A 17,386-nucleotide genomic window follows, 5' to 3' on the forward strand; every position below is an offset into this window, starting at 1 on the left:
CGACGCCTCTCAGGGGGGCTCGGAGGGGCCCATGAGGGTGCGGGCCGCGGTGCGGGTGGGGGGAGGGGTTCAGGCAGCGGTGGCGGTGGGGAAGAGGTCAGGCGGCGGAGGGGTGGGGAGAGGTCAGGCGGCGGTGCGGGTGGGGGCCCAGGTGAGGAGGGCCTGGGCGGTGTCGAAGCGGCGGCTGGAGACCGACTCGCCCAGGATCACGCCCACCACCCGGTGCCCGTCCCGCTCGCCGGCGAAGGCCAGGCTGTACCCCGCCGCGCGGGTGAACCCCGTCTTCAACCCGATCACCCCGGGCTCGGCGAGCAGGCGGTTGGTGTTGCGCCACCCGTACGCGCCGTGCTCCTCCGTCGCCGCGACCTCGTGGTACCGGGTCCCGGCCACGCCTTCGATCAGCGGCACCTGGAGGGCCTTGGCCGCCAGCACGGCCTGGTCGCGGGCGGTGGACCAGCCGTCGCCCGCCGACGTGGGCAGCCCGTCGGCGTTGACGTAACGGGTGTCGTTCATGCCGAGCGAGCGGGCGGTGGCGTTCATCTTGTCGACGAATCCCGGCACGCCGGGCCCGTACGTACGGGCCAGCGCGTGGGCGGCGTCGGCGCCCGAGGGCAGCATGAGCGCGTAGAGCAGTTCGCCGACCGGCAGCCGGTCGCCGGGCCGCAGGTCGGCGGTGGTGCCGCCGCCGTCCTCGGCGTACCGCGCGTCCTGGGGGGCGATCTCGACCAGGTCCGTGGGCTTGGCCGACTGCAGGACGACGTACGCCGTCATCGTCTTGGTGAGGCTGGCGATCGGCATGCGGGTGTCGGCGGCCTTGCCGAACAGGGCGGCGCCGGACCGGGCGTCCATCAGGTAGGCGGCCCGGCCGTACACGGCGGGCGCCCCGGCGTCGGCGGAGGCGGCGAGGGAAGGGGCCGCGACGGTCGGGGTCGCGGTCTGCGCGTACGCGGGCACGCCCAGCCCCGTGACCAGGGCGAAGGCGCCTGCGAACGCGGTGAGTCGAGCTTTCCGGTTACGCATGCAATCCAGGCTGCCGCCCGTTTTGGCGTGCGTTTAACGATTTAAGGCAAAATCCGTGACCAAATCGTTAGAAACCCCGTCGATGTCGGAGGATCCACCAGGTAGATCTTTCCGGGAAGGAGCCTCAGCGGCCCGTCCAGAGGTTGTCCGCCACCCGATGCCCCCGCGCCAGCCCGGAGAACAGCTCCTCCCACATCGGCATCACCACCTCCGGCCCGTACGCCCGCGACGTCACCGCCGCCGCCTCGCCCATCCGCACCCGCAGCTCCCGGTCGGCGATCACCCGGATCAGCGCCGCGGCCAGCGCGTCCACGTCCCTGGGCGGCACCAGGACGCCGTCCACGCCGTCGGTCAGCACGTCGCGCGGCCCGGTCGGGCAGTCGAAGGCGACCACGGGCAGCGCGTGCGTCATGGCCTCGATCATCACCATGGGCAGGCCCTCGAAGCGGGAGCTGAGCGCGTACACCGACGCCTCGGCCAGCTCCTTCTCCAGCCGCTCGGTACGGCCGGGCAGCGTCACGTGCTCGGCCAGCCCGTGCCGCGCGACCAGCCCGGTGAGCTGGCCGCGCCGCGGCCCGGTGCCGAAGACGCGCAGCCGCCACTCCGGATGCACCCGCACGACCTGCGCGAACGCCTCGATGAGCAGGTCGAACCCCTTCTGCGGCACCAGCCGCCCGGCCGCCACCACGACCGGGTTGACCTGCCGGGAGCGTTCCTGCTCCACGCGGTGGACGGCGTTCGGGATCACCACCACCGGCGTGTCCGGCAGCAGGCGCTGGTATTCGAGCTTGTTGGTCCCGGTCAGCACGGTGACCGCGGCGAACCTGCCGTAGTGGCGGGCGATCTCCCTGCGGATCGTGTCGGGGTAGGCGGACAGGTTCATGTGCTCCTGCGCGATCCTGACGACGCCGGCGGGGGCGCGCCGGGCGGAGATCAGGTTCAGCGCGGGCCTGGTCGTCACCAGGACGCCGCCGGACAGTCCGGAGACGTAGTCCATCGCGGCGCGTTCCACCCGCTCGGTGAAGTAGTCGGCGGCGAACTCGCCGCGCGGCACGATCTTGCCGCGGATCCGCCGCCACGCCCTGCGGCCGACGGAGTCGGGCTGCCTGCCCTCGCGCTGGTCCACCAGCGTGGTGAGGGTGACGCGGGGGTCGATCGCGAACTGCGGGGTCTCGCGCCGCCGGACCAGGCTGACCAGCTCGACGTCGTGCCCGGCCGCGGTCATCGCGTTCGCCTGGTTGACCACCGTGCGGATCGTGCCGCCCATGCCGTAGGCGTGCAGCATCAGGTAGCGGATCTTCACGTGAGGTACCCCCAGGTCCGGGCGATGGGCTTGAGGGGCTCGGGGATCCGGTCGGGGGAGGGCAGCTCGCGGGCGGGCTGGACGGTCCCGGTCCGGATCTTGTCCCGCCAGTCGCCGAGGCCCTTCTCCAGCACCTGCTGCTCGCCGTAGGAGAGCATCCGCGGCTCCCACTCCAGGCCGAGGAACGCGCAGATCTCGCGGGTGACGCGCTCGGGCTCGGCGCTCAGCTCCTCGTACCTGACGGTCAGCCCCGGCAGCGCGGCCCTGGCCCGCTGCACGGCCTTCATGTACCGCAGGGCGTCGAGGGCGGCCTCCTCGGGGGTGCGCCGGTCCGGGCTCGCCTCGTGCCAGGACGTGGCGATGGAGGCGGGGTGGCGCAGCAGGAAGAGGAAGCGGGCGTCCGGCCAGCAGGCGGCGATGCGCTGGTGGGCGAAGGCGTTGGCGGGCGTCTTGTCCACGACGTACCGCTTGCCGCTGCGGACCAGCTCGCGGTGCAGCACCCGGTCCCACAGCAGGTGTTCCAGGTCGGCCTGGTTGTGCCCGAGCGCGGTCATCGCCTTGGCGGCCAGCGGGGTGCCGAACTGCACCCGCAACCGGCGTACGTGCAGCTCGTGCGGGGCGTGCAGGTCCGGGTGGGCGTTGAGGATCGCGCGCAGGAGCGTGGAGCCGGACCGTACGGGGGACAGGAGGAAGACGGGGGATTCGAGCAGCCGGTCGGTTAGCGGATCCGCGGGCGGTCTGATCTCGGGAGCGGGCGGGGGAGAGGGCGTGTTCCCGACTCGCTCGATCTGGAATCCGGTGAACCTGACCAGCGCTTTGTTGACGTGCCGCTGCCAGTTCATGGCGAGGCAGACTACCTACCGTTCCTGGCAGTTACCTGGCAGCGTCAGGCCGCCGACCAGGCGTACCGCGGGTTCGCGGGGGCCGCTCGCGGCTCCCGCGCGGTCGCGCGCCGCGGCCCCGGGCCTGTTAGCGTTACCGCTGACAGGAGGTGGCGGCGGTGAAAGCGAAGGGCGACAGGCCGGCGGTGCTCATGGACGTGGCCGTGCTCGCCGGGGTCTCGGCCATGACCGTCTCGCGCGTGCTCAACGCGCCCGACCGGGTCCGCGCGGAGACCAGGGCCCGCGTCATGGCCGCGGTGCGCGAGCTCGACTACCGGCCCAACCAGGCCGCCCGCCAGCTCGTCACCGGCAGGTCCGGGGTGCTCGGCGTGGTCAGCATCGACACCACCCTCTACGGCCCGGCCTCCACGCTCTACTGCATCGAGCAGGCGGCCAGGCGGGCCGGCTACAACGTCAGCATCGCCAGCCTGCCCTCGCTCAGCCGCAGGTCGATGGAGGAGGGCGTGCAGCGGCTGCGCGCCCAGGCGGTCGACGGCGTGATCATCGTGGCGCCGCACGAGTCGGCCGCCGACGGCCTGCGCCACCTGCCGCCGGAGATGCCGGTGGTGGCCGTCGACGCCGGCGACGACATCCCCGTGCCGGTGGCCAAGGTCGACCAGCAGGCGGGCGCCAGGCGGGTCACCCGTCACCTGCTCAGCCTCGGCCACGAGACGGTCTGGCACGTCGCCGGCCCGGCCGACTGGCTCGACGCCAACGGCCGCATCGAGGGCTGGCGCGGCGTGCTGGCGGCCGCCGGCCGGGAGGTGCCCGAGGTGCTGCGCGGCGACTGGAGCGCCCGCTCGGGTTACCAGCTCGGCCGGCGCCTGTGCGAGAACCCCGACGTCACCGCCGTGTTCGTGGCCAACGACCAGATGGCGCTCGGCGTGCTGCGCGCGCTGCGCGAGGCCGGCCGCCGGGTGCCCGAGGACGTCAGCGTGGCCGGGTTCGACGACATCCCCGAGTCGGCCTACTTCTGGCCGCCGCTGACCACCGTGCGCCAGGACTTCGGCGAGGTCGGCAGGCACGCCTTCCACCTGCTGCTCGACTTCATGGCCGGGCACGAGCCCGAGGCGCGGCGGCTGGTCGAGCCCGAGCTCGTGGTCAGGGAGAGCACCGGAGCCAGGCCGTCCCGGGCATGACCGGCGTGCTCGGCGGGCAGGTGTAGGTCCGTCGCGGAGGTGATCGGCTGGATGATGCTGCTCGAACGTTTCGACGCCTGGGACAAACGGGCCTTCGACCGGGTCGCGCGCTCCGACCTGCCCGTGCTCGACGCCCTGCTGCCGCATCTGTCGTCGGCGGCCGACCACTCGGTCCTGTGGGGGCTGGTGGCGGGCGTGCTGATGATGACGGGCCGGCCGCGGCTGCAGCGGGCGGGCGTCCGCGGGCTGCTGGCGATCTCGCTGGCCAGCCCGCTGACCAGCATGGTCGTCAAGCAGGCGATCCGCAGGCCGCGCCCGCTCACCGACCTCATCCCGGTGATCCGGCGCCGCCGGGTGCCGGCGTCCTCGTCGCTGCCGTCGGGGCACAGCGCGTCGGCGGTCGCCTTCGCGGTGGCGGTCGCCAGGGACGCGCCGCTGCCGGTCGCCACCTCGGTCACGCTGCTCGCCGCCGGGGTGGCCGCCTCCCGCGTGTACGTGGGCGCCCACTACCCGGGCGACGTGCTGGCCGGGGTCGCCGTCGGCGCGGCGGCCGGCTGGAGCGCGCGGGGCTGCGGACGCTGGCTGCGCCGCACGCTGGCCTCCTTCGCCGCGCCGCAGGAGATCAGGCGGGCCCGCTGCTGGCCCGGACGATCAGGGTCGAGCGCAGCAACTGCAGGGAGTTGACCGGCGGGCGGCCCTCATCCAGGGCGCGCAGCAGGAGCTCGATGGCCTGCCTGGTCATCTCCCTGCTCGGGACGGCGACCGTGGTGAGGGCGGGGTGGGTCACCCGTACCTCGTCGATGTCGTCGTGGCCGACCACCGACAGGTCGCCGGGGACCGAGCGGCCGCCGAGCCGGGCCGCCTCCAGCGCGCCCAGCGCGAGGATGTCGTGGGTGCAGAACAGCGCGGTCACGCCGGGGCCGGCGGCCAGGGCCGCGGTGGCGGCGGTGAAGCCGCCCATCGCCGTCGGCTCCGGCGCGGTGAAGACGGCCGCGGCCGGGACGTCGAGCCCGTCGCGGGTGAACGCGCGCCGGAACCCACGCACACGCAGCGCGTGCGGCGCGCTGCTCAGCACCGCGACCCGCTCGTGGCCCAGCTCGCGCAGGTGCCGCCCGGCCAGGTAACCGGCCTGCTCGTAGTCGATCGTGACGACGGGCAGGGTGTCGGGCACCTCGCTCTCCCACGCGCACAGCGCCACCGGGAAGCGCGCGTCGGCCAGGAGCGGCAGGTGCTCGGTCAGGCCGTTGTCGCCGGCGATCAGCAGGGCGTCGACCGAGCGGCTGGTCAGGCCGGTGATGTGCCGGCGGGCCCGCTCGCCGTCGAGGCGGGTGGTGCACAGCAGCAGGTGGTAGCCGTGCTCCTCCAGGACGTTCTCGGCCTCCTCGACCACGGCCGAGTAGAACGAGCTGGCCACCGTCGGCACGAACAGGCCGACGGTCATGGTGGTGCCGGTGGCCAGTGAGCGGGCGACCAGGTTGGGGGTGTAGCCGAGCTCGGCGATGGCCGCGCGCACCCTGGCCTCGGTCTCGGGGCGCACGCGTACGCGGCCGGTGACCACGTTGGAGACGGTCTGCTTGGTGACTCCGGCCCGCTCGGCCACGTCCTGCATCGTGACCACGCGGCCTCCAAGGGGGGTTTGACCGGTCCAATGACGTCGCCCCGAAAGGTAGCCGCCCGGCTCGGAGCTCGTCAACCGTCGTGCGCATTACGTGCCTTTTGACCGGACAAGAGAGCAGGAACGCGAAATCGGGCCTTGTTTGAGCGGTCAAATCTGGCGTATGGTCCGGCCACGCGGTTCCGGCTCGTGGTTCCCCCCAAGGGCCCGCCAGGTGTGGCGTGCCCCACAGAAAGGAGCACCCGTGTCCCCCCATCGCAACGTGCTCACCGCTGCCGCCGCGGCCCTGACGCTGGTTCTGGGCGGCTCCCTGCCCGTCCCGGCCGCCTCGGCCGCACCGCCCGACGCCACCTACACGATCACCGTCGGCTCCACCGGCCGCTACGCCCATCCCACCGACACCCCCGCGGCCACCTACATCGACAAGGACGGCACCTTTTACTTCCAGCAGTCGGCCGCCCTCTACGGCCCCTCCGACCCCCGCTACTGGGACTTCTTCACCGGCGCGAACTTCGAGACCGCCACCCGCTCGGCCGCGATCAGCGACGCGGTCAACCCGGCCAACTCCGCCGACCGCAACAACGACACGACCTGGCGCTGCAACAACAGCCCGACCGGCCTCGAGGCGACCCCCGCCGGCGCGGGCTCGGGGTACGCCCACAGGAACTACTGCGACCTGGTCGGCGTCTGGGTGGACCCCGACACCGGCGACTGGTACGGCCTGGTGCACAACGAGTTCACCCCCCAGCCCTTCGGCGACGGCCTGCACTACGACTCGCTCGACTACGCCGTCTCCCGCAACCAGGGCCGGGTGTGGACCATCCTCGGCCACGCGATCACCTCGCCGTACAGCACGAAGCGCAACGACGGCGCGGCCTTCCCCCACCAGACCTACGACTACGGCGACGGCGACCCGCGCCTGTTCGCCGACCCGGTCTCGGGCTACTTCTACGTCTACTACGGCTCGCGGATCATCCCGAAGGGCGGCGTGGGCGGCGGCAACGGCGGCCTGGCGCACGTGGCGCGGGCGCCGATGTCGGCCAAGATGGCGACCGGCTCGTGGACCAAGTGGTACGACGGCTCCTGGTCGCAGCCCGGCGTGGGCGGCAAGGAGAGCAACATGGTCCCGGTCACCGCCGCGAACCCCCGGGGCTACACGCCCGTGGGCGCCGACTACGACCCGGCCAACACCGGCACGGTCGACCAGCAGATCGCCGCCGGGGAGCTGCCGCCGAAGTCCGACCTGTTCATCATGAACATCGCCTACGACGCCCACCTCGGCCTGTACCTCGGCGAGCCCGAGGTCGTCTCCGGCCGTCAGCCGCAGCGCCTCTACGTCACCGACGACCTGTCGACCCAGCGATGGCGCCTGATCGGCGACACCGGCACCTACGTCTCCGGCTCCTGGTACCGCTGGTTCCTCGACGACGTCAGCAGGACCGGCTCGGCCGTCGTCGGCAGGACGTTCCGCTCGTACTGCTCGATCGAGTGCGCGTCCTCCAGCGGCGAGTACGCGAACCTCACCGTCACCTCCACCGCGCCCGCCCCCGCCCCGGCGGACCCGGCCAGGACCTACCGGATCGGCACCGGCGCGGGCCGCGTCCTGGCCCAGGTCTCCGGCGGCCCGGCGACCACCTCCAGCGCCGCCCCGACCGGTTCGCCCCTGGAGAGCTGGACGTTCACCCCCGGCGGCGACGGCTCCTACCGCATCGCCAACGCCTCGACCGGCGGGCTGCTCGGCGTGGACGCGGCCACGACGGCCGGCCGCGCCTGGGGGGCGAGACCGGTCGTCACCGCGCCCGGCGCCGGCGGGCCCACCGCGGGCCAGCAGTGGTTCGTGGTGCCGGCCGGTAGCGGCCACCGGCTGGTCAACCGCTACAGCGGCCTCGCGCTCGCCCTGACGGCGGACGCGTCCCGACCGGCCGAGACCACCCCCGTACGCCACTGGAGCGACACCTCCGGCGGGACGGTCGGCGGCCGCCGCACGGCCGCCGAGCAGACCCTGACGCTGACCGACACCGGCGCCTCCGGCGGCGACCTGAGCGGCACCCACACCCTGACCGCCGCCGGCAAGGCCCTGGACGACCCCGACCACTCCACCACCCCCGGCACCCAGCTCATCACCTGGGCCCCCAACACCGGCGCCAACCAGCGCTGGATCTTCACCCGCCAGCCCGACGGCTCCTACCAGATCGCCAACGGCCTGTCGAAGCTCTGCGCGGACGTCAGCGGCGGCTCGTCCGCCGCCGGCGCCAGGATCATCCAGTGGACGTGCACCGGCGCCGCGAACCAGCGCTGGCAGGTCACCCCCGCCTCCGCCGGCGGCTACCGGATCGCCTCGCAGAAGAGCGGGCTGCTGCTCACCACGGCCTCCACCGCCGACGGCGCGCTCGTCACCCAGCAGGCCGACACCGGCTCGGCGCTGCAGCGCTGGACGGTCGGCTGACCACCCTCCGGCGGGGCCCCGTCCGGGCCCCGCCGGGCCACCCCCCGAATCTCACAGGACAGGCGGTGCCGCTCGATGAGCTCATCCCGATCCCTCCCCATCCGCAGGACGTTCGCCGGGCTCGCCGCCGGCGCGCTGGCCCTCGGCCTGGTCACCGCCTGCGGCGGCGGCGCCAAGGACGCGGCCGGCAAGGAGCTCGTCTACTGGTCGATGTGGAAGCAGGGCGAACCCCAGCAGGTCGCCCTACAGGCCGCGATCACCCGCTTCACCCGGGCCACCGGCATCAAGGTCAAGGTCGAGTGGGCCGGCCGCGACGTGGTCAAGCAGAAGCTGCCCGCCGCGCTCACCACGTCCAAGGTGCCGGACGTGGTCGACCAGTCCGACGACACGATCCGGCCGTTCATGGTGACGCCGGGCGTGGCCCGGGGACTGGCCGGGGTGTACGAGGCCGACGTGCCCGGCGAGGCGGGCAAGAAGGTCAAGGACGTCATCCCGGCCAAGTACTCGCAGAGCCCGGCGTTGCGGCTGCCGGACGGCCAGCCGTACATGGTGCCCTACAGCGTGGCCGGCATCGGCCTGTTCTACGACGCCGCCACCCTCACCGAGGCGCCGCCGAAGGACTGGACCGCGTTCCTGGCGCTGCTCGGCAGGCTCAAGGCCGGCGGCCGGACGGCCCCGCTCACCGCCGACGGCGAACAGTACTGGTCCGACTCCTACTGGATGAACTACTACCTCTACCGGACGATCGGCGCGGACGGCCTCAAGGCCATCGCCGAGGACCGGACCGGGCAGTCGTGGAAGAGACCGGAGGTGCTGGCCGCCGCCCGGCAGATCGAGCTGTTCGCCAAGGAGGGTTACCTGCTCAAGGGGTACGACGCGAGCAAATACCCCGAGCAGCAGAAGAACTGGGCCCAGGGCCGGGCCGCGTTCATGATCATGGGTTCCTGGCTGCCCAGCGAGGTCGGCTCGTACGCCAGGGCCGGGTTCAAGCCGGCCTCCATGCCCTTCCCCGAGGTCGGCGGCCCGGCCAAGGGCGAGGAGGTCGTGCAGTTCGGCTTCGCGATGCCCGCCAAGGCCAGGAACGTCGAGGCCGGCGAGCGGTTCATCGCGTACCTGACGACCAGGGAGTTCGCCGACGACCTGGCCAGGACGGCCTCCGTGCTCTCGCCGCGCGCGGACGCGTTCGTGCCCGAGGCGCTGGCCGGGGTGAAGCGGCAGCTCGACAGCGTGCCCGCGACCTACCCGTTCGCGGCCGGGCTGAGCGTGCCGGGCTGGACCGACAAGGTCTACTACCCGACCGTGGGCGAGCTGTTCAACGGCAGGCTCACCGCGCAGGGGTTCGTGGACAAGATCAGCGCGGTCCAGGCCGGCTTCTGGAAGAACCAGGGCAGCTGATGGCGGCCGAACCCGGGACGCGGCCCGGTCCGGCCGTGCGGGCCCGGCAGCGGGCCTTCGTCCCCATGGTCGGGCCGGCCCTGGCGTTGCTGGGCGTCTTCGTCCTCGGCCCGGCCTGCTACGCGGTGTGGATCAGCCTCCAGCAGACCGCCGGGTACGGCGATTCCCGCTTCGTCGGCCTGCGCAACTACGCCCGCCTGCTGGGCGACCCGGTCTTCCACACCGCGCTGCTGAACACCCTGAAGCTGCTGGTCGTCGGCGGCGGCGTGACGTTCGCCGCCGGGTTCGCGCTCACGATGGTGCTCAGGGAGATGCGCGGGCGGCTGGTCGCGCGCAACATCCTGTTCTTCCCCAACATCGTCAGCGCGCTGGTGCCGGCCATCGTGGCGGGCTTCCTGTTCAACCCCGACGGGCTGGTCAACACCGTGCTGAGGGGCGTCTTCGGGGTGAGCGACCCGCCGAAGTGGCTGGCCGTGGACAACACGTTCACGCTCATCCTGATCGTGGCGATCTGGGCGGCCGTCGGGTACTACACCACGATCATCATGGCCGCCGTCGACCGCATCCCCGCCTCCTTCTACGAGGACTGCGCGCTGCTCGGGGCCACGTCCTGGCAGCGGCTGCGGCACGTCACGATCCCGCTGACCTGGGACGTGCTCAGCGTCTGCGCGCTGCTGTGGACCATCAGCTCGATCAAGGTGTTCGAGCTGGTGCTGGTGTTCGGCGGCGGCACCGCGGGCACCCCGCCGAGCAGCACCTGGACCGTCGCCCTCTACAGCTACGCGGCCACGTACGGCGGCTCCGGCTCGCCGCCCGAGCTGGGGATGACCGCCGCCAGCGCGCTGTTCAGCCTGCTGATCGCGGCGGCCGTGGTGCTGCTGCTGCGGCGGGCGCTCGACCGTGAAGCCGTCCGGTTCTGAAAGGGGGACGATCATGAGACCGACGAGGCTCGCGCCCATGAAGGCGCCCCTGAAGGCGGCCGTGTGGGCGGTCGTCGCCGCCGACGTGGCGCTGCTGGCGTGGGTGCTGATCACGTCGCTGAAGAGCACCCGCGACGTGTTCGATCATCCCTGGCGGCTGCCGATCCCGCCGACGCTGGACAACTACCTGACCGCGCTGGAGGTCGGGAACTTCGGCCGGGCCGCGGTCAACAGCGCGGTCGTGGGGGTGCTGTCCTCGGTGCTGGCCGTGGTGGTCGCCGCGCCGGCCGCCTACGCGCTCACCCGGACGGCGACCCGCGCCGGACGGCCGCTGACGCTGCTGTTCGCGCTCGGGACCGGCGTGCCCACGCAGGTCATCCTGCTGCCGATCTTCCTCATGCTGAGCAGCCTGGAGCTCACCTCCACCCTGACCGGCCTCACCCTGGCCTACGTCGGCACGGCCATGCCGTTCACCGTCTTCCTGCTGACCGGCTTCTTCCGGTCGCTGCCCGGCGAGCTGGAGGAGGCCGCCGCGCTGGACGGCGCCGGGGTGTGGCGGACGTTCCTGCGCATCGTGGTGCCGGTCGCCCGGCCCGGACTGGTCACCGTGTTCGTGCTGCAGCTCATCGTCTCCTGGAACGAGACCATGCTCGCCCTGGTGCTGATGCAGGACGACGAGAAGGAGACGCTGCCGGTGGCGCTGATCGGCTTCGCCCAGCAGCAGCAGTACACCGGCACGAACTGGGGCGGTATGTTCGCCGGCGTCTGCGTGGTCGTGCTGCCCATGGTGGTCCTGTTCGCCTGGGTGGGACGCCGCGTCACCGAAGGCATCACCCTGGGGATGGGAAAATGACGACGACCGTCCGACGTACCACGATCACTCTGCCGGTCGCCCCGCCCGGCCCGGACAACCCGCTGCCGCCCCTCGGCGACGCCCCCGGGCCCGCGCCCACGGTCGCCGGCGCGCCGCCCGACATGGCCTTCCAGCTCTCCTACGGCAGGCTCGCCTCCGTGCTGCCCTGCCGGGTCCAGGACGGCTACGACCGGGCGCGCCGGCCCCGCCGGGTCGAGGCGATCCAGCTCGCCAACGACCGGCTGACCGCGACCGTGCTGCCCGGCTGGGGCGGACGGCTGTACTCGCTGGTCCACCGCGACCACGGCGAGCTGCTCCACCGGAACCCGGTGCTGCAGCCGGCGAACTTCGGGCTGACCGGCGCCTGGTTCTCCGGCGGCGTGGAGTGGAACTCCGGCTCGACCGGGCACACCACGCTGACCTGCCGTCCGGTCTTCGCCGGGGAGGCCGAGGGGCCCGACGGCACGCCGATGCTGCGGGTGTGGGAGTGGGAACGCACCCGGGACCTGCCGTACCAGGTCGACTTCTGGCTGCCGCGCGGGTCGGACTTCCTGTACGTGGGCGTGCGCATGCGCAACCCGCACGCGCACGAGGTGCCGGCGTACTGGTGGTCGAACATCGCCGTCCCCGAGACCGGGGGGACGCGCGTGCTCGCCCCGGCCGGCACGGCCTGGCACTTCGGCTACGCCGGGCGGCTCGAACAGGTCCCGATCCCGGTCTGGGACGGCCTGGACCGAAGCTACCCGGCCCGCGCGGAGCACGCCGCCGACTACTTCTTCGAGCTCGGCGACCGCCGTCCGTGGATCGCCGCGCTCGACGGCTCCGGCGCGGGACTCGTGCACACCTCCACCCGGTCGTTGCGCGGCCGCAAGCTCTTCCTGTGGGGGCGCGGGCCGGGCGGGCGCCGCTGGCAGGACTGGCTCACCGAGCCCGGCGCCGGCGGCTACCTGGAGATCCAGGCGGGGCTGGCCCGTACCCAGCTCGAACACGTGCCGCTGCCCGGCGGGGGCGAGTTCTCCTGGCTGGAGGCGTACGGACCGCTGCGCGCCGACCCCGCCGCCGTGCACGGCGCGGACTGGACGGCGGCGGTGCGGGCGGCCGAGGAGGAGCTGGCGGCCCGGCTGCCGGCCGCCGAGGTCTCCGCCGCCTGGCGCAAGTGGCGGCCGCACGCCGACCAGGAGCCCGTCCGGATCCTGGCGGAGGGGTCCGGCTGGGGGGCCCTGGAGGTGACGCGCGCCGGCGTCACCACGCCCGGCACCCCGTTCCCCGGGTCCACCCTCGGTCCTGACCAGTCGCCCTGGCTGTCCCTCCTCACCACCGGGGCCTTCCCCCGTCCCGAGCCTTCTCCCGGCGCGGATCCCGGGCACAGCCTCGTGTCGGGGCCGTGGCGGCGGCTGCTGGAGCGGGCGCCGCAGACCTGGGTGACGGCCTACCACCGGGGCGTGGCCGCCTGGCACGCGGAGGACCGCGAGGGGGCCGTACGCGCGTGGCGGCGCTCCGCCGAGCTGCGCCCGAACCCCTGGGCGACCCGCTGCCTGGCCCACACCACCGCAAACCCGGACGAACGGGCCACCCTGTACCTCACGGCCCTCCACCAGACGACCGGACTCGTCCGGGAGCGCCTGGCGGCGGAGGCGGTCGTCGCGCTGCTGGAGGCCGGCCGGGCCGCCGAGTGCCTGGCCGTCCTGGACACGCTGCCCGCGACCGGCCGGGCCGTCCTGCTGCGCGCCCGCGCCCTGCTCGCCGTCGGGGACCGGGACGGCGCCCGCGCGCTGTTCGACGCCGGCTTCGACGTCGAGGACCTGCGGGAGGGCGAGGCCGTCCTGCACGACACGTGGGCGCGCCTGACCACCGACCCGCTGCCCGCACGCTACGACTTCCGCATGCACCCGGACGACGCCTGACCCCTCAGGCCCGGCCGCCACCCTGCTGCACACTCGACGGGAGGGACGCTCACTCGCCGGTGCCGGTGGCCACCGCGTCGGAGTCGGGCGCCTTGATGGACACTTTGGCGCCCCACCCGGTGAAGCGGCTGTCGATGGTGATCGTGCCGCCCTCGAACCCGTTGGTGTCGAGGACCCCCGTGGCCGCGTACGACGGCACGGCCTCCCTCCGCTCCGCGGTGATCAGCCCAGCAGCGGGAAGCGGTCGTCGGCGGACGGGAGCCGTCCGGTGGCTTCCAGCACGTACGTCGTCAGATCCAGATGCGACGGGCGGTCCGCGCCGAGCAGCCCGTCGAGGGTCTCGCCCGCCAGTTCCAGCGCCTCCCGGGCGGGCGGCCGCGCGGCCCGCAGGTCGAGGTGGTGGACGGCGGCCTCGGTCGCCAGCGTGGCCAGGAAGTCGGGCACGGCGATCACGTGGCCCTGCGTGGCGACGCATCCCGCCGGGTCGGCCGCCAGCGCCGCCCGCACGGCGGCGGGGGCGGTGTCCTGCCACACCCGCAGCACCCCGGAGGGCCGGGTGAAGGCGGAGGCGGACCTGCGCACCCACCAGGCGTGGGCGTCCGCGCCACCGGCGCCCTCGGGGGCGTCCGGGACGGGCTGGAAGGAGCTCCAGTAGGTGACGTGGTCCACGTCGGGCGGCCCGTCGGCCGGGGTGGCGAACGCGACGAGGGCGCGCTGGGCGTCGCACAGGACATGGAAGAGCAGATCCACCCCGGCCCAACCGGCGCACCGGGTGGGGCTGAGCGGGTCGGTCTCGGCCACCGCGGCCGTGAACTCCCGGTAGGCGGCGACGAGGGCGGTGCGGGCACGTTCGATGTCCATGAGGACGATTCTTCTCGGGAGCGGGCTTGCCCGCGTGCTGGGCGGGCGCCCGGGGCCCGGACAGCCGAAAGGCCAGACCCCGTTGTCGCGGGTCTGGCCTTGGAGTGTGGTGGACGATACTGGGATTGAACCAGTGACCTCTTCCGTGTCAGGGAAGCGCTCTCCCGCTGAGCTAATCGTCCTTGGAGGTGGAGACGGGATTTGAACCCGTGTGGACGGCTTTGCAGGCCGCTGCCTCGCCTCTCGGCCACTCCACCGAGTCGAACCACTCCGAGCGGAAGACGGGATTCGAACCCGCGACCCTCACCTTGGCAAGGTGATGCTCTACCACTGAGCCACTTCCGCGCTGTTGCGTGCCTAACTCTAGCGCCTTTTCCGACCAGATGCTTCCCGCTACTTGCGGAGCCGGCGGGCGACGCCGCGTTCGGTGGCCGGCAGGCTGAGGAAGATCTCCAGGATCCGGGTGAGCCGGTGGACCTCGATGCGGTGGAAGGCCGGACCCTCGGAGCGGGCCAGCAGCAAGGTCAGGGCGAGCGGCGGGAGCGGGGCGTGGATGGCGTGCACGCCCCCGTCGAGCGTGAGGGCCGCCGGGCGCGGCGGGGCCGGGCTGGGCACGGTCAGGCCCTGCGGGGCGCGCCAGCTCGCGTAGATCACGCCGTGCTCGGCGGCGGTGGCGGCCCAGTCGGCGCTGAACAACACCGGCAGCGAGTCGACGAGCGTGGTCAGCGCGCGGTCGCCCGCCGTGGTGATGTACTTGAGTATCTCCAGCTCGGGGTAGGTGCCGGCGGTCTCGCGGGTGGTCCAGACGCCTTCCACCCGGACGTCCTCGACGCTCTCCAGGCTCTTGACCAGCAGCTCCCGCGGGGTGCTCTCGGGGCAGAAGACGGTGATGTCGTCGACCGCCGAGCCGGCCCCCCGGTCGAGCACGGTGACCTGGGTGATGTCGGCCCCCGCCGTGCCCAGGGCCTTGGTGACCTGGGCCAGAGACCCCGGACGGTCGGGCAGCGCCACGCGCACGCGAAGAAGCATCGATCCCTCCCTGGTGATGCCGTTCACAGCCTATAGGCGAATACCGCTTCCGGCCTGAGCTGCGCTACAACTGACGGAGTGAAGATTGGGCCGATTGGGGCATGGCCGCCCGTGGTGCTGGCGCCCATGGCGGGCATCACGAACGCGCCGTTCCGGGTGTTGTGCCGGGAACAGGGCGCCGGGCTGTTCGTGTGCGAGATGATCACGACGCGGGCGCTGGTCGAGCGCAATCCCAAGACGCTCAGGATGATCAGGTTCGCCGAGTCGGAGCGGCCGAGGAGCCTGCAGCTCTACGGCGTCGACCCCGACATCGTCGGGCGGGCGGTCCGGATGATCGCCGAGGAGGACCTCGCCGACCACGTCGACCTCAACTTCGGCTGCCCGGTGCCCAAGGTGACCAGGCGCGGGGGCGGGTCGGCGCTGCCGTACAAGAGGAACCTGCTGCGGCGGATCCTGCGGGCGGCGGTGGCGAACGCGGGGGCGCTGCCGGTGACCATGAAGATGCGCAAGGGCATCGACGACGACCACCTGACCTACCTCGACGCCGGCCGCATCGCGGCCGAGGAGGGCGTCGCGGCGATCGCCCTGCACGCCCGCACGGCGAAGCAGCACTACGGCGGCGTGGCCGACTGGGCGGCGATCGCGCGCCTGAAGGAGGCCGTGCCGGAGATCCCGGTGCTGGGCAACGGCGACATCTGGTCGGCCGACGACGCGTTGCGCATGGTGGCGCGCACCGGCTGCGACGGCGTCGTGGTCGGGCGCGGCTGCCTCGGGCGTCCGTGGCTGTTCAAGGACCTGGAGAACGCCTTCAACGGCAGCCCCGAGCGGGTCAGGCCGACGCTCGGCGAGGTGGCCGGGACGATGGAGCGCCACGCGGCCGGCCTCACCGAGTGCTTCGACACCGAGCGGTACGCGATCGCGGACTTCCGCAAGCACGTCGGGTGGTACCTCAAGGGGTTCGAGGTCGGCAGCGCGCTGCGGCGGGAGCTGGCCACGGCCGAGTCGCTGGACGGGCTCCGGGAGGGGCTGGCCAAGCTCGACCACGACCAGCCGTGGCCGCCGAACACCGACACGCCCCGGGGCAAGTCGGGCGAGCGTCAGAAGGTGCAACTGCCTGACGGGTGGCTCGACGACCCGTGGGACTGCGTGGTCCCGGACGAGGCGGAGTCGGACATCTCCGGCGGCTGACGGACCGGGTCCCGGTGGGGCGGTCAGTGGGGGCCGGTGGCCTCGGTGCCGCAGGGGCCGCCGCCGGCCGACGGCTCCAGGAGCACGCGCTCGCCGTCCATCGTCAGCGTCTCGTACCAGGACGAGATGCGCTCGGCCGAGCGGCCGGTGTAGTGGCAGATGAAGCTGCGCCTGAACCGGTCGGCCGTGCTGTTCGGCTCCGAGCCGTGCACCAGGCTGCCGTTGAAGAAGAGCACGTCACCGGGCTGCATGTCCACGGGCACCCGCTCCAGGCCCGGCGGGGGCGGGACGTACTCGCGGGTGAAGGAGAGGTCCCGGTCGGCCTCCTCCGGGCAGAACAGGTCCATCAGATGGGTGCCGGGGACCACTTCGAGGCCGCCGTTGGCGCGGTCGACGCGGTCCAGCGCCACCCAGGCGGCCACGCACGTGCCCGGTTCGACGCGCAGGTAGAAGTTGTCCTGGTGCAGCGCCTGGCCGCGGGCGCCCGGCGGCTTGAAGTAGAACATGCTCTGGGCTGCTATCGGCTCCTCGCTGAGCAGCTCGCGCAGGATCGCGGCGAAGCGGGCGTCGAGCAGGTAGCGCAGGGCGACGTCGTTCACCTGGTGGGGGTGCATGATCCGGGGGTAGTCGCGCAGGACGTCGTAGGGCGCGCCCGGCTCCTGCGGGACGGGCGAGAAATGCCCGGGTATCGGGCCGGCGGCGTGCAGGGCCATGAACTCCTCGCGCAGCTCCGCCACCTCCTCGGGAGCCAGCAGCGCGGGGACGAGCACGTACCCCCGGTCGTGGAAGTCGTTCAGCCTCATGCCCTTCACCGTAGGCACCCGGCCCGTGG

General features: G+C 73.0%; 16 protein-coding genes and 3 tRNA genes. 8 read left to right on the forward strand and 11 right to left on the reverse strand.

The genetic code is table 11. The features are described from left to right. Positions 1–123: 123 nt before the first annotated feature. The 3 genes from AB0J76_RS20005 to AB0J76_RS20015 all read right to left on the reverse strand — a co-directional run bounded on the left by AB0J76_RS20005 (position 124) and on the right by AB0J76_RS20015 (position 3,165). On the reverse strand, positions 124–1,020 hold the full coding sequence (locus tag AB0J76_RS20005; RefSeq protein ID WP_352327483.1) for a D-alanyl-D-alanine carboxypeptidase family protein: 897 nt from the start codon (positions 1,018–1,020) through the stop codon (positions 124–126). 124 nt (positions 1,021–1,144) lie between these two features. Beyond that, complete coding sequence (locus tag AB0J76_RS20010) at positions 1,145–2,323, reverse strand: glycosyltransferase family 4 protein (protein ID WP_352327484.1); 1,179 nt, start codon at positions 2,321–2,323, stop codon at positions 1,145–1,147. Beyond that, positions 2,320–3,165 carry a sulfotransferase gene (locus tag AB0J76_RS20015; RefSeq protein WP_352327485.1) on the reverse strand — a complete coding sequence of 282 codons (846 nt, stop codon included), beginning with the start codon at positions 3,163–3,165 and terminating at the stop codon, positions 2,320–2,322. The genes AB0J76_RS20010 and AB0J76_RS20015 overlap by 4 nt, the downstream gene beginning before the upstream one ends. A 191-nt stretch (positions 3,166–3,356) precedes the next feature. Between AB0J76_RS20015 and AB0J76_RS20020 the strand changes: the two genes are divergently transcribed. Next, positions 3,357–4,343 (forward strand): LacI family DNA-binding transcriptional regulator, encoded by a 987-nt coding sequence (locus AB0J76_RS20020; protein ID WP_352327488.1) that lies wholly within the window; start codon positions 3,357–3,359, stop codon positions 4,341–4,343. 39 nt (positions 4,344–4,382) lie between these two features. Further along, the gene (locus tag AB0J76_RS20025; protein ID WP_352327486.1) at positions 4,383–5,027 is read left to right on the forward strand and encodes a phosphatase PAP2 family protein; all 645 of its coding nucleotides are present in this window, start codon (positions 4,383–4,385) and stop codon (positions 5,025–5,027) included. On the opposite strand, the gene AB0J76_RS20030 is transcribed toward AB0J76_RS20025, so the two are convergent. After that, positions 4,966–5,952 carry a LacI family DNA-binding transcriptional regulator gene (locus AB0J76_RS20030; protein WP_352327489.1) on the reverse strand — a complete coding sequence of 329 codons (987 nt, stop codon included), beginning with the start codon at positions 5,950–5,952 and terminating at the stop codon, positions 4,966–4,968. The two genes, AB0J76_RS20025 and AB0J76_RS20030, sit on opposite strands and share 62 nt — an antisense overlap. Before the next feature lie 250 nt (positions 5,953–6,202). Here AB0J76_RS20030 and AB0J76_RS20035 point away from each other — a divergent pair, with 250 nt between their 5' ends. The 5 genes from AB0J76_RS20035 (at position 6,203) to AB0J76_RS20055 (ending at position 13,476) form a co-directional block, all read left to right on the forward strand. Next, positions 6,203–8,404, forward strand: coding sequence for an RICIN domain-containing protein (locus AB0J76_RS20035; protein ID WP_364390078.1), 2,202 nt, complete (start codon positions 6,203–6,205; stop codon positions 8,402–8,404). Positions 8,405–8,479: 75 nt separating this feature from the next. Continuing rightward, entirely contained in the window at positions 8,480–9,799 is a 1,320-nt protein-coding gene (locus AB0J76_RS20040; protein ID WP_352325158.1) for an ABC transporter substrate-binding protein, read from the forward strand. Then, positions 9,799–10,719 (forward strand): sugar ABC transporter permease, encoded by a 921-nt coding sequence (locus AB0J76_RS20045; RefSeq protein WP_352325160.1) that lies wholly within the window; start codon positions 9,799–9,801, stop codon positions 10,717–10,719. Before AB0J76_RS20040 ends, AB0J76_RS20045 begins: the two co-directional genes overlap by 1 nt. A 13-nt stretch (positions 10,720–10,732) precedes the next feature. After that, positions 10,733–11,572: a carbohydrate ABC transporter permease gene (locus tag AB0J76_RS20050; protein ID WP_352325161.1), complete on the forward strand. Its 840-nt coding sequence runs from the start codon at positions 10,733–10,735 to the stop codon at positions 11,570–11,572. Next, the gene (locus AB0J76_RS20055) at positions 11,569–13,476 is read left to right on the forward strand and encodes a DUF5107 domain-containing protein (protein WP_352325162.1); all 1,908 of its coding nucleotides are present in this window, start codon (positions 11,569–11,571) and stop codon (positions 13,474–13,476) included. Before AB0J76_RS20050 ends, AB0J76_RS20055 begins: the two co-directional genes overlap by 4 nt. A 49-nt stretch (positions 13,477–13,525) precedes the next feature. Here AB0J76_RS20055 and AB0J76_RS20060 read toward each other — a convergent pair whose 3' ends face one another. From AB0J76_RS20060 to AB0J76_RS20085, 6 genes are all read right to left on the reverse strand, one after another. Continuing rightward, the gene (locus AB0J76_RS20060) at positions 13,526–13,675 is read right to left on the reverse strand and encodes a hypothetical protein (protein ID WP_352325163.1); all 150 of its coding nucleotides are present in this window, start codon (positions 13,673–13,675) and stop codon (positions 13,526–13,528) included. Positions 13,676–13,698: 23 nt separating this feature from the next. Then, on the reverse strand, positions 13,699–14,337 hold the full coding sequence (locus AB0J76_RS20065) for a maleylpyruvate isomerase N-terminal domain-containing protein (RefSeq protein ID WP_352325164.1): 639 nt from the start codon (positions 14,335–14,337) through the stop codon (positions 13,699–13,701). A 107-nt stretch (positions 14,338–14,444) separates the two neighbouring features. Beyond that, a tRNA-Val gene (locus tag AB0J76_RS20070) sits at positions 14,445–14,519 on the reverse strand. A gap of 1 nt (position 14,520) precedes the next feature. After that, positions 14,521–14,594, reverse strand: a tRNA-Cys gene (locus tag AB0J76_RS20075). A 16-nt stretch (positions 14,595–14,610) separates the two neighbouring features. Continuing rightward, a tRNA-Gly gene (locus AB0J76_RS20080) sits at positions 14,611–14,682 on the reverse strand. Positions 14,683–14,730: 48 nt separating this feature from the next. Beyond that, a complete protein-coding gene (locus tag AB0J76_RS20085) occupies positions 14,731–15,366 on the reverse strand; it encodes an ACT domain-containing protein (RefSeq protein ID WP_352325165.1) in 636 nt (211 codons plus the stop codon). A 78-nt stretch (positions 15,367–15,444) separates the two neighbouring features. Between AB0J76_RS20085 and dusB the strand changes: the two genes are divergently transcribed. Beyond that, positions 15,445–16,554 carry a tRNA dihydrouridine synthase DusB gene (gene dusB / locus AB0J76_RS20090; RefSeq protein WP_352325166.1) on the forward strand — a complete coding sequence of 370 codons (1,110 nt, stop codon included), beginning with the start codon at positions 15,445–15,447 and terminating at the stop codon, positions 16,552–16,554. A 23-nt stretch (positions 16,555–16,577) separates the two neighbouring features. Here the strand turns inward: dusB and AB0J76_RS20095 are convergent, their stop codons facing one another. Further along, positions 16,578–17,357 (reverse strand): phytanoyl-CoA dioxygenase family protein, encoded by a 780-nt coding sequence (locus AB0J76_RS20095; RefSeq protein WP_352325168.1) that lies wholly within the window; start codon positions 17,355–17,357, stop codon positions 16,578–16,580. Between the last annotated feature and the right edge of the window lie 29 nt (positions 17,358–17,386).

The sequence above is a fragment of the Nonomuraea sp. NPDC049624 genome, assembly GCF_040675255.1.
Taxonomy (GTDB): Bacteria; Actinomycetota; Actinomycetes; order Streptosporangiales; family Streptosporangiaceae; genus Nonomuraea.

What these genes read in the sequence shown, in the direction of transcription:
- AB0J76_RS20005 (WP_352327483.1), bottom strand. Translation starts at nt 1,020, where the DNA reads ATGCGTAACCGGAAAGCTCGACTCACCGCGTTCGCAGGCGCCTTCGCC.
- AB0J76_RS20095 (WP_352325168.1), bottom strand. Translation starts at nt 17,357, where the DNA reads ATGAGGCTGAACGACTTCCACGACCGGGGGTACGTGCTCGTCCCCGCG.
- AB0J76_RS20015 (WP_352327485.1), bottom strand. Translation starts at nt 3,165, where the DNA reads ATGAACTGGCAGCGGCACGTCAACAAAGCGCTGGTCAGGTTCACCGGA.
- AB0J76_RS20020 (WP_352327488.1), top strand. Translation starts at nt 3,357, where the DNA reads ATGGACGTGGCCGTGCTCGCCGGGGTCTCGGCCATGACCGTCTCGCGC.
- AB0J76_RS20050 (WP_352325161.1), top strand. Translation starts at nt 10,733, where the DNA reads ATGAGACCGACGAGGCTCGCGCCCATGAAGGCGCCCCTGAAGGCGGCC.
- AB0J76_RS20045 (WP_352325160.1), top strand. Translation starts at nt 9,799, where the DNA reads ATGGCGGCCGAACCCGGGACGCGGCCCGGTCCGGCCGTGCGGGCCCGG.
- AB0J76_RS20055 (WP_352325162.1), top strand. Translation starts at nt 11,569, where the DNA reads ATGACGACGACCGTCCGACGTACCACGATCACTCTGCCGGTCGCCCCG.
- AB0J76_RS20030 (WP_352327489.1), bottom strand. Translation starts at nt 5,952, where the DNA reads ATGCAGGACGTGGCCGAGCGGGCCGGAGTCACCAAGCAGACCGTCTCC.
- AB0J76_RS20085 (WP_352325165.1), bottom strand. Translation starts at nt 15,366, where the DNA reads ATGCTTCTTCGCGTGCGCGTGGCGCTGCCCGACCGTCCGGGGTCTCTG.
- AB0J76_RS20065 (WP_352325164.1), bottom strand. Translation starts at nt 14,337, where the DNA reads ATGGACATCGAACGTGCCCGCACCGCCCTCGTCGCCGCCTACCGGGAG.
- AB0J76_RS20040 (WP_352325158.1), top strand. Translation starts at nt 8,480, where the DNA reads ATGAGCTCATCCCGATCCCTCCCCATCCGCAGGACGTTCGCCGGGCTC.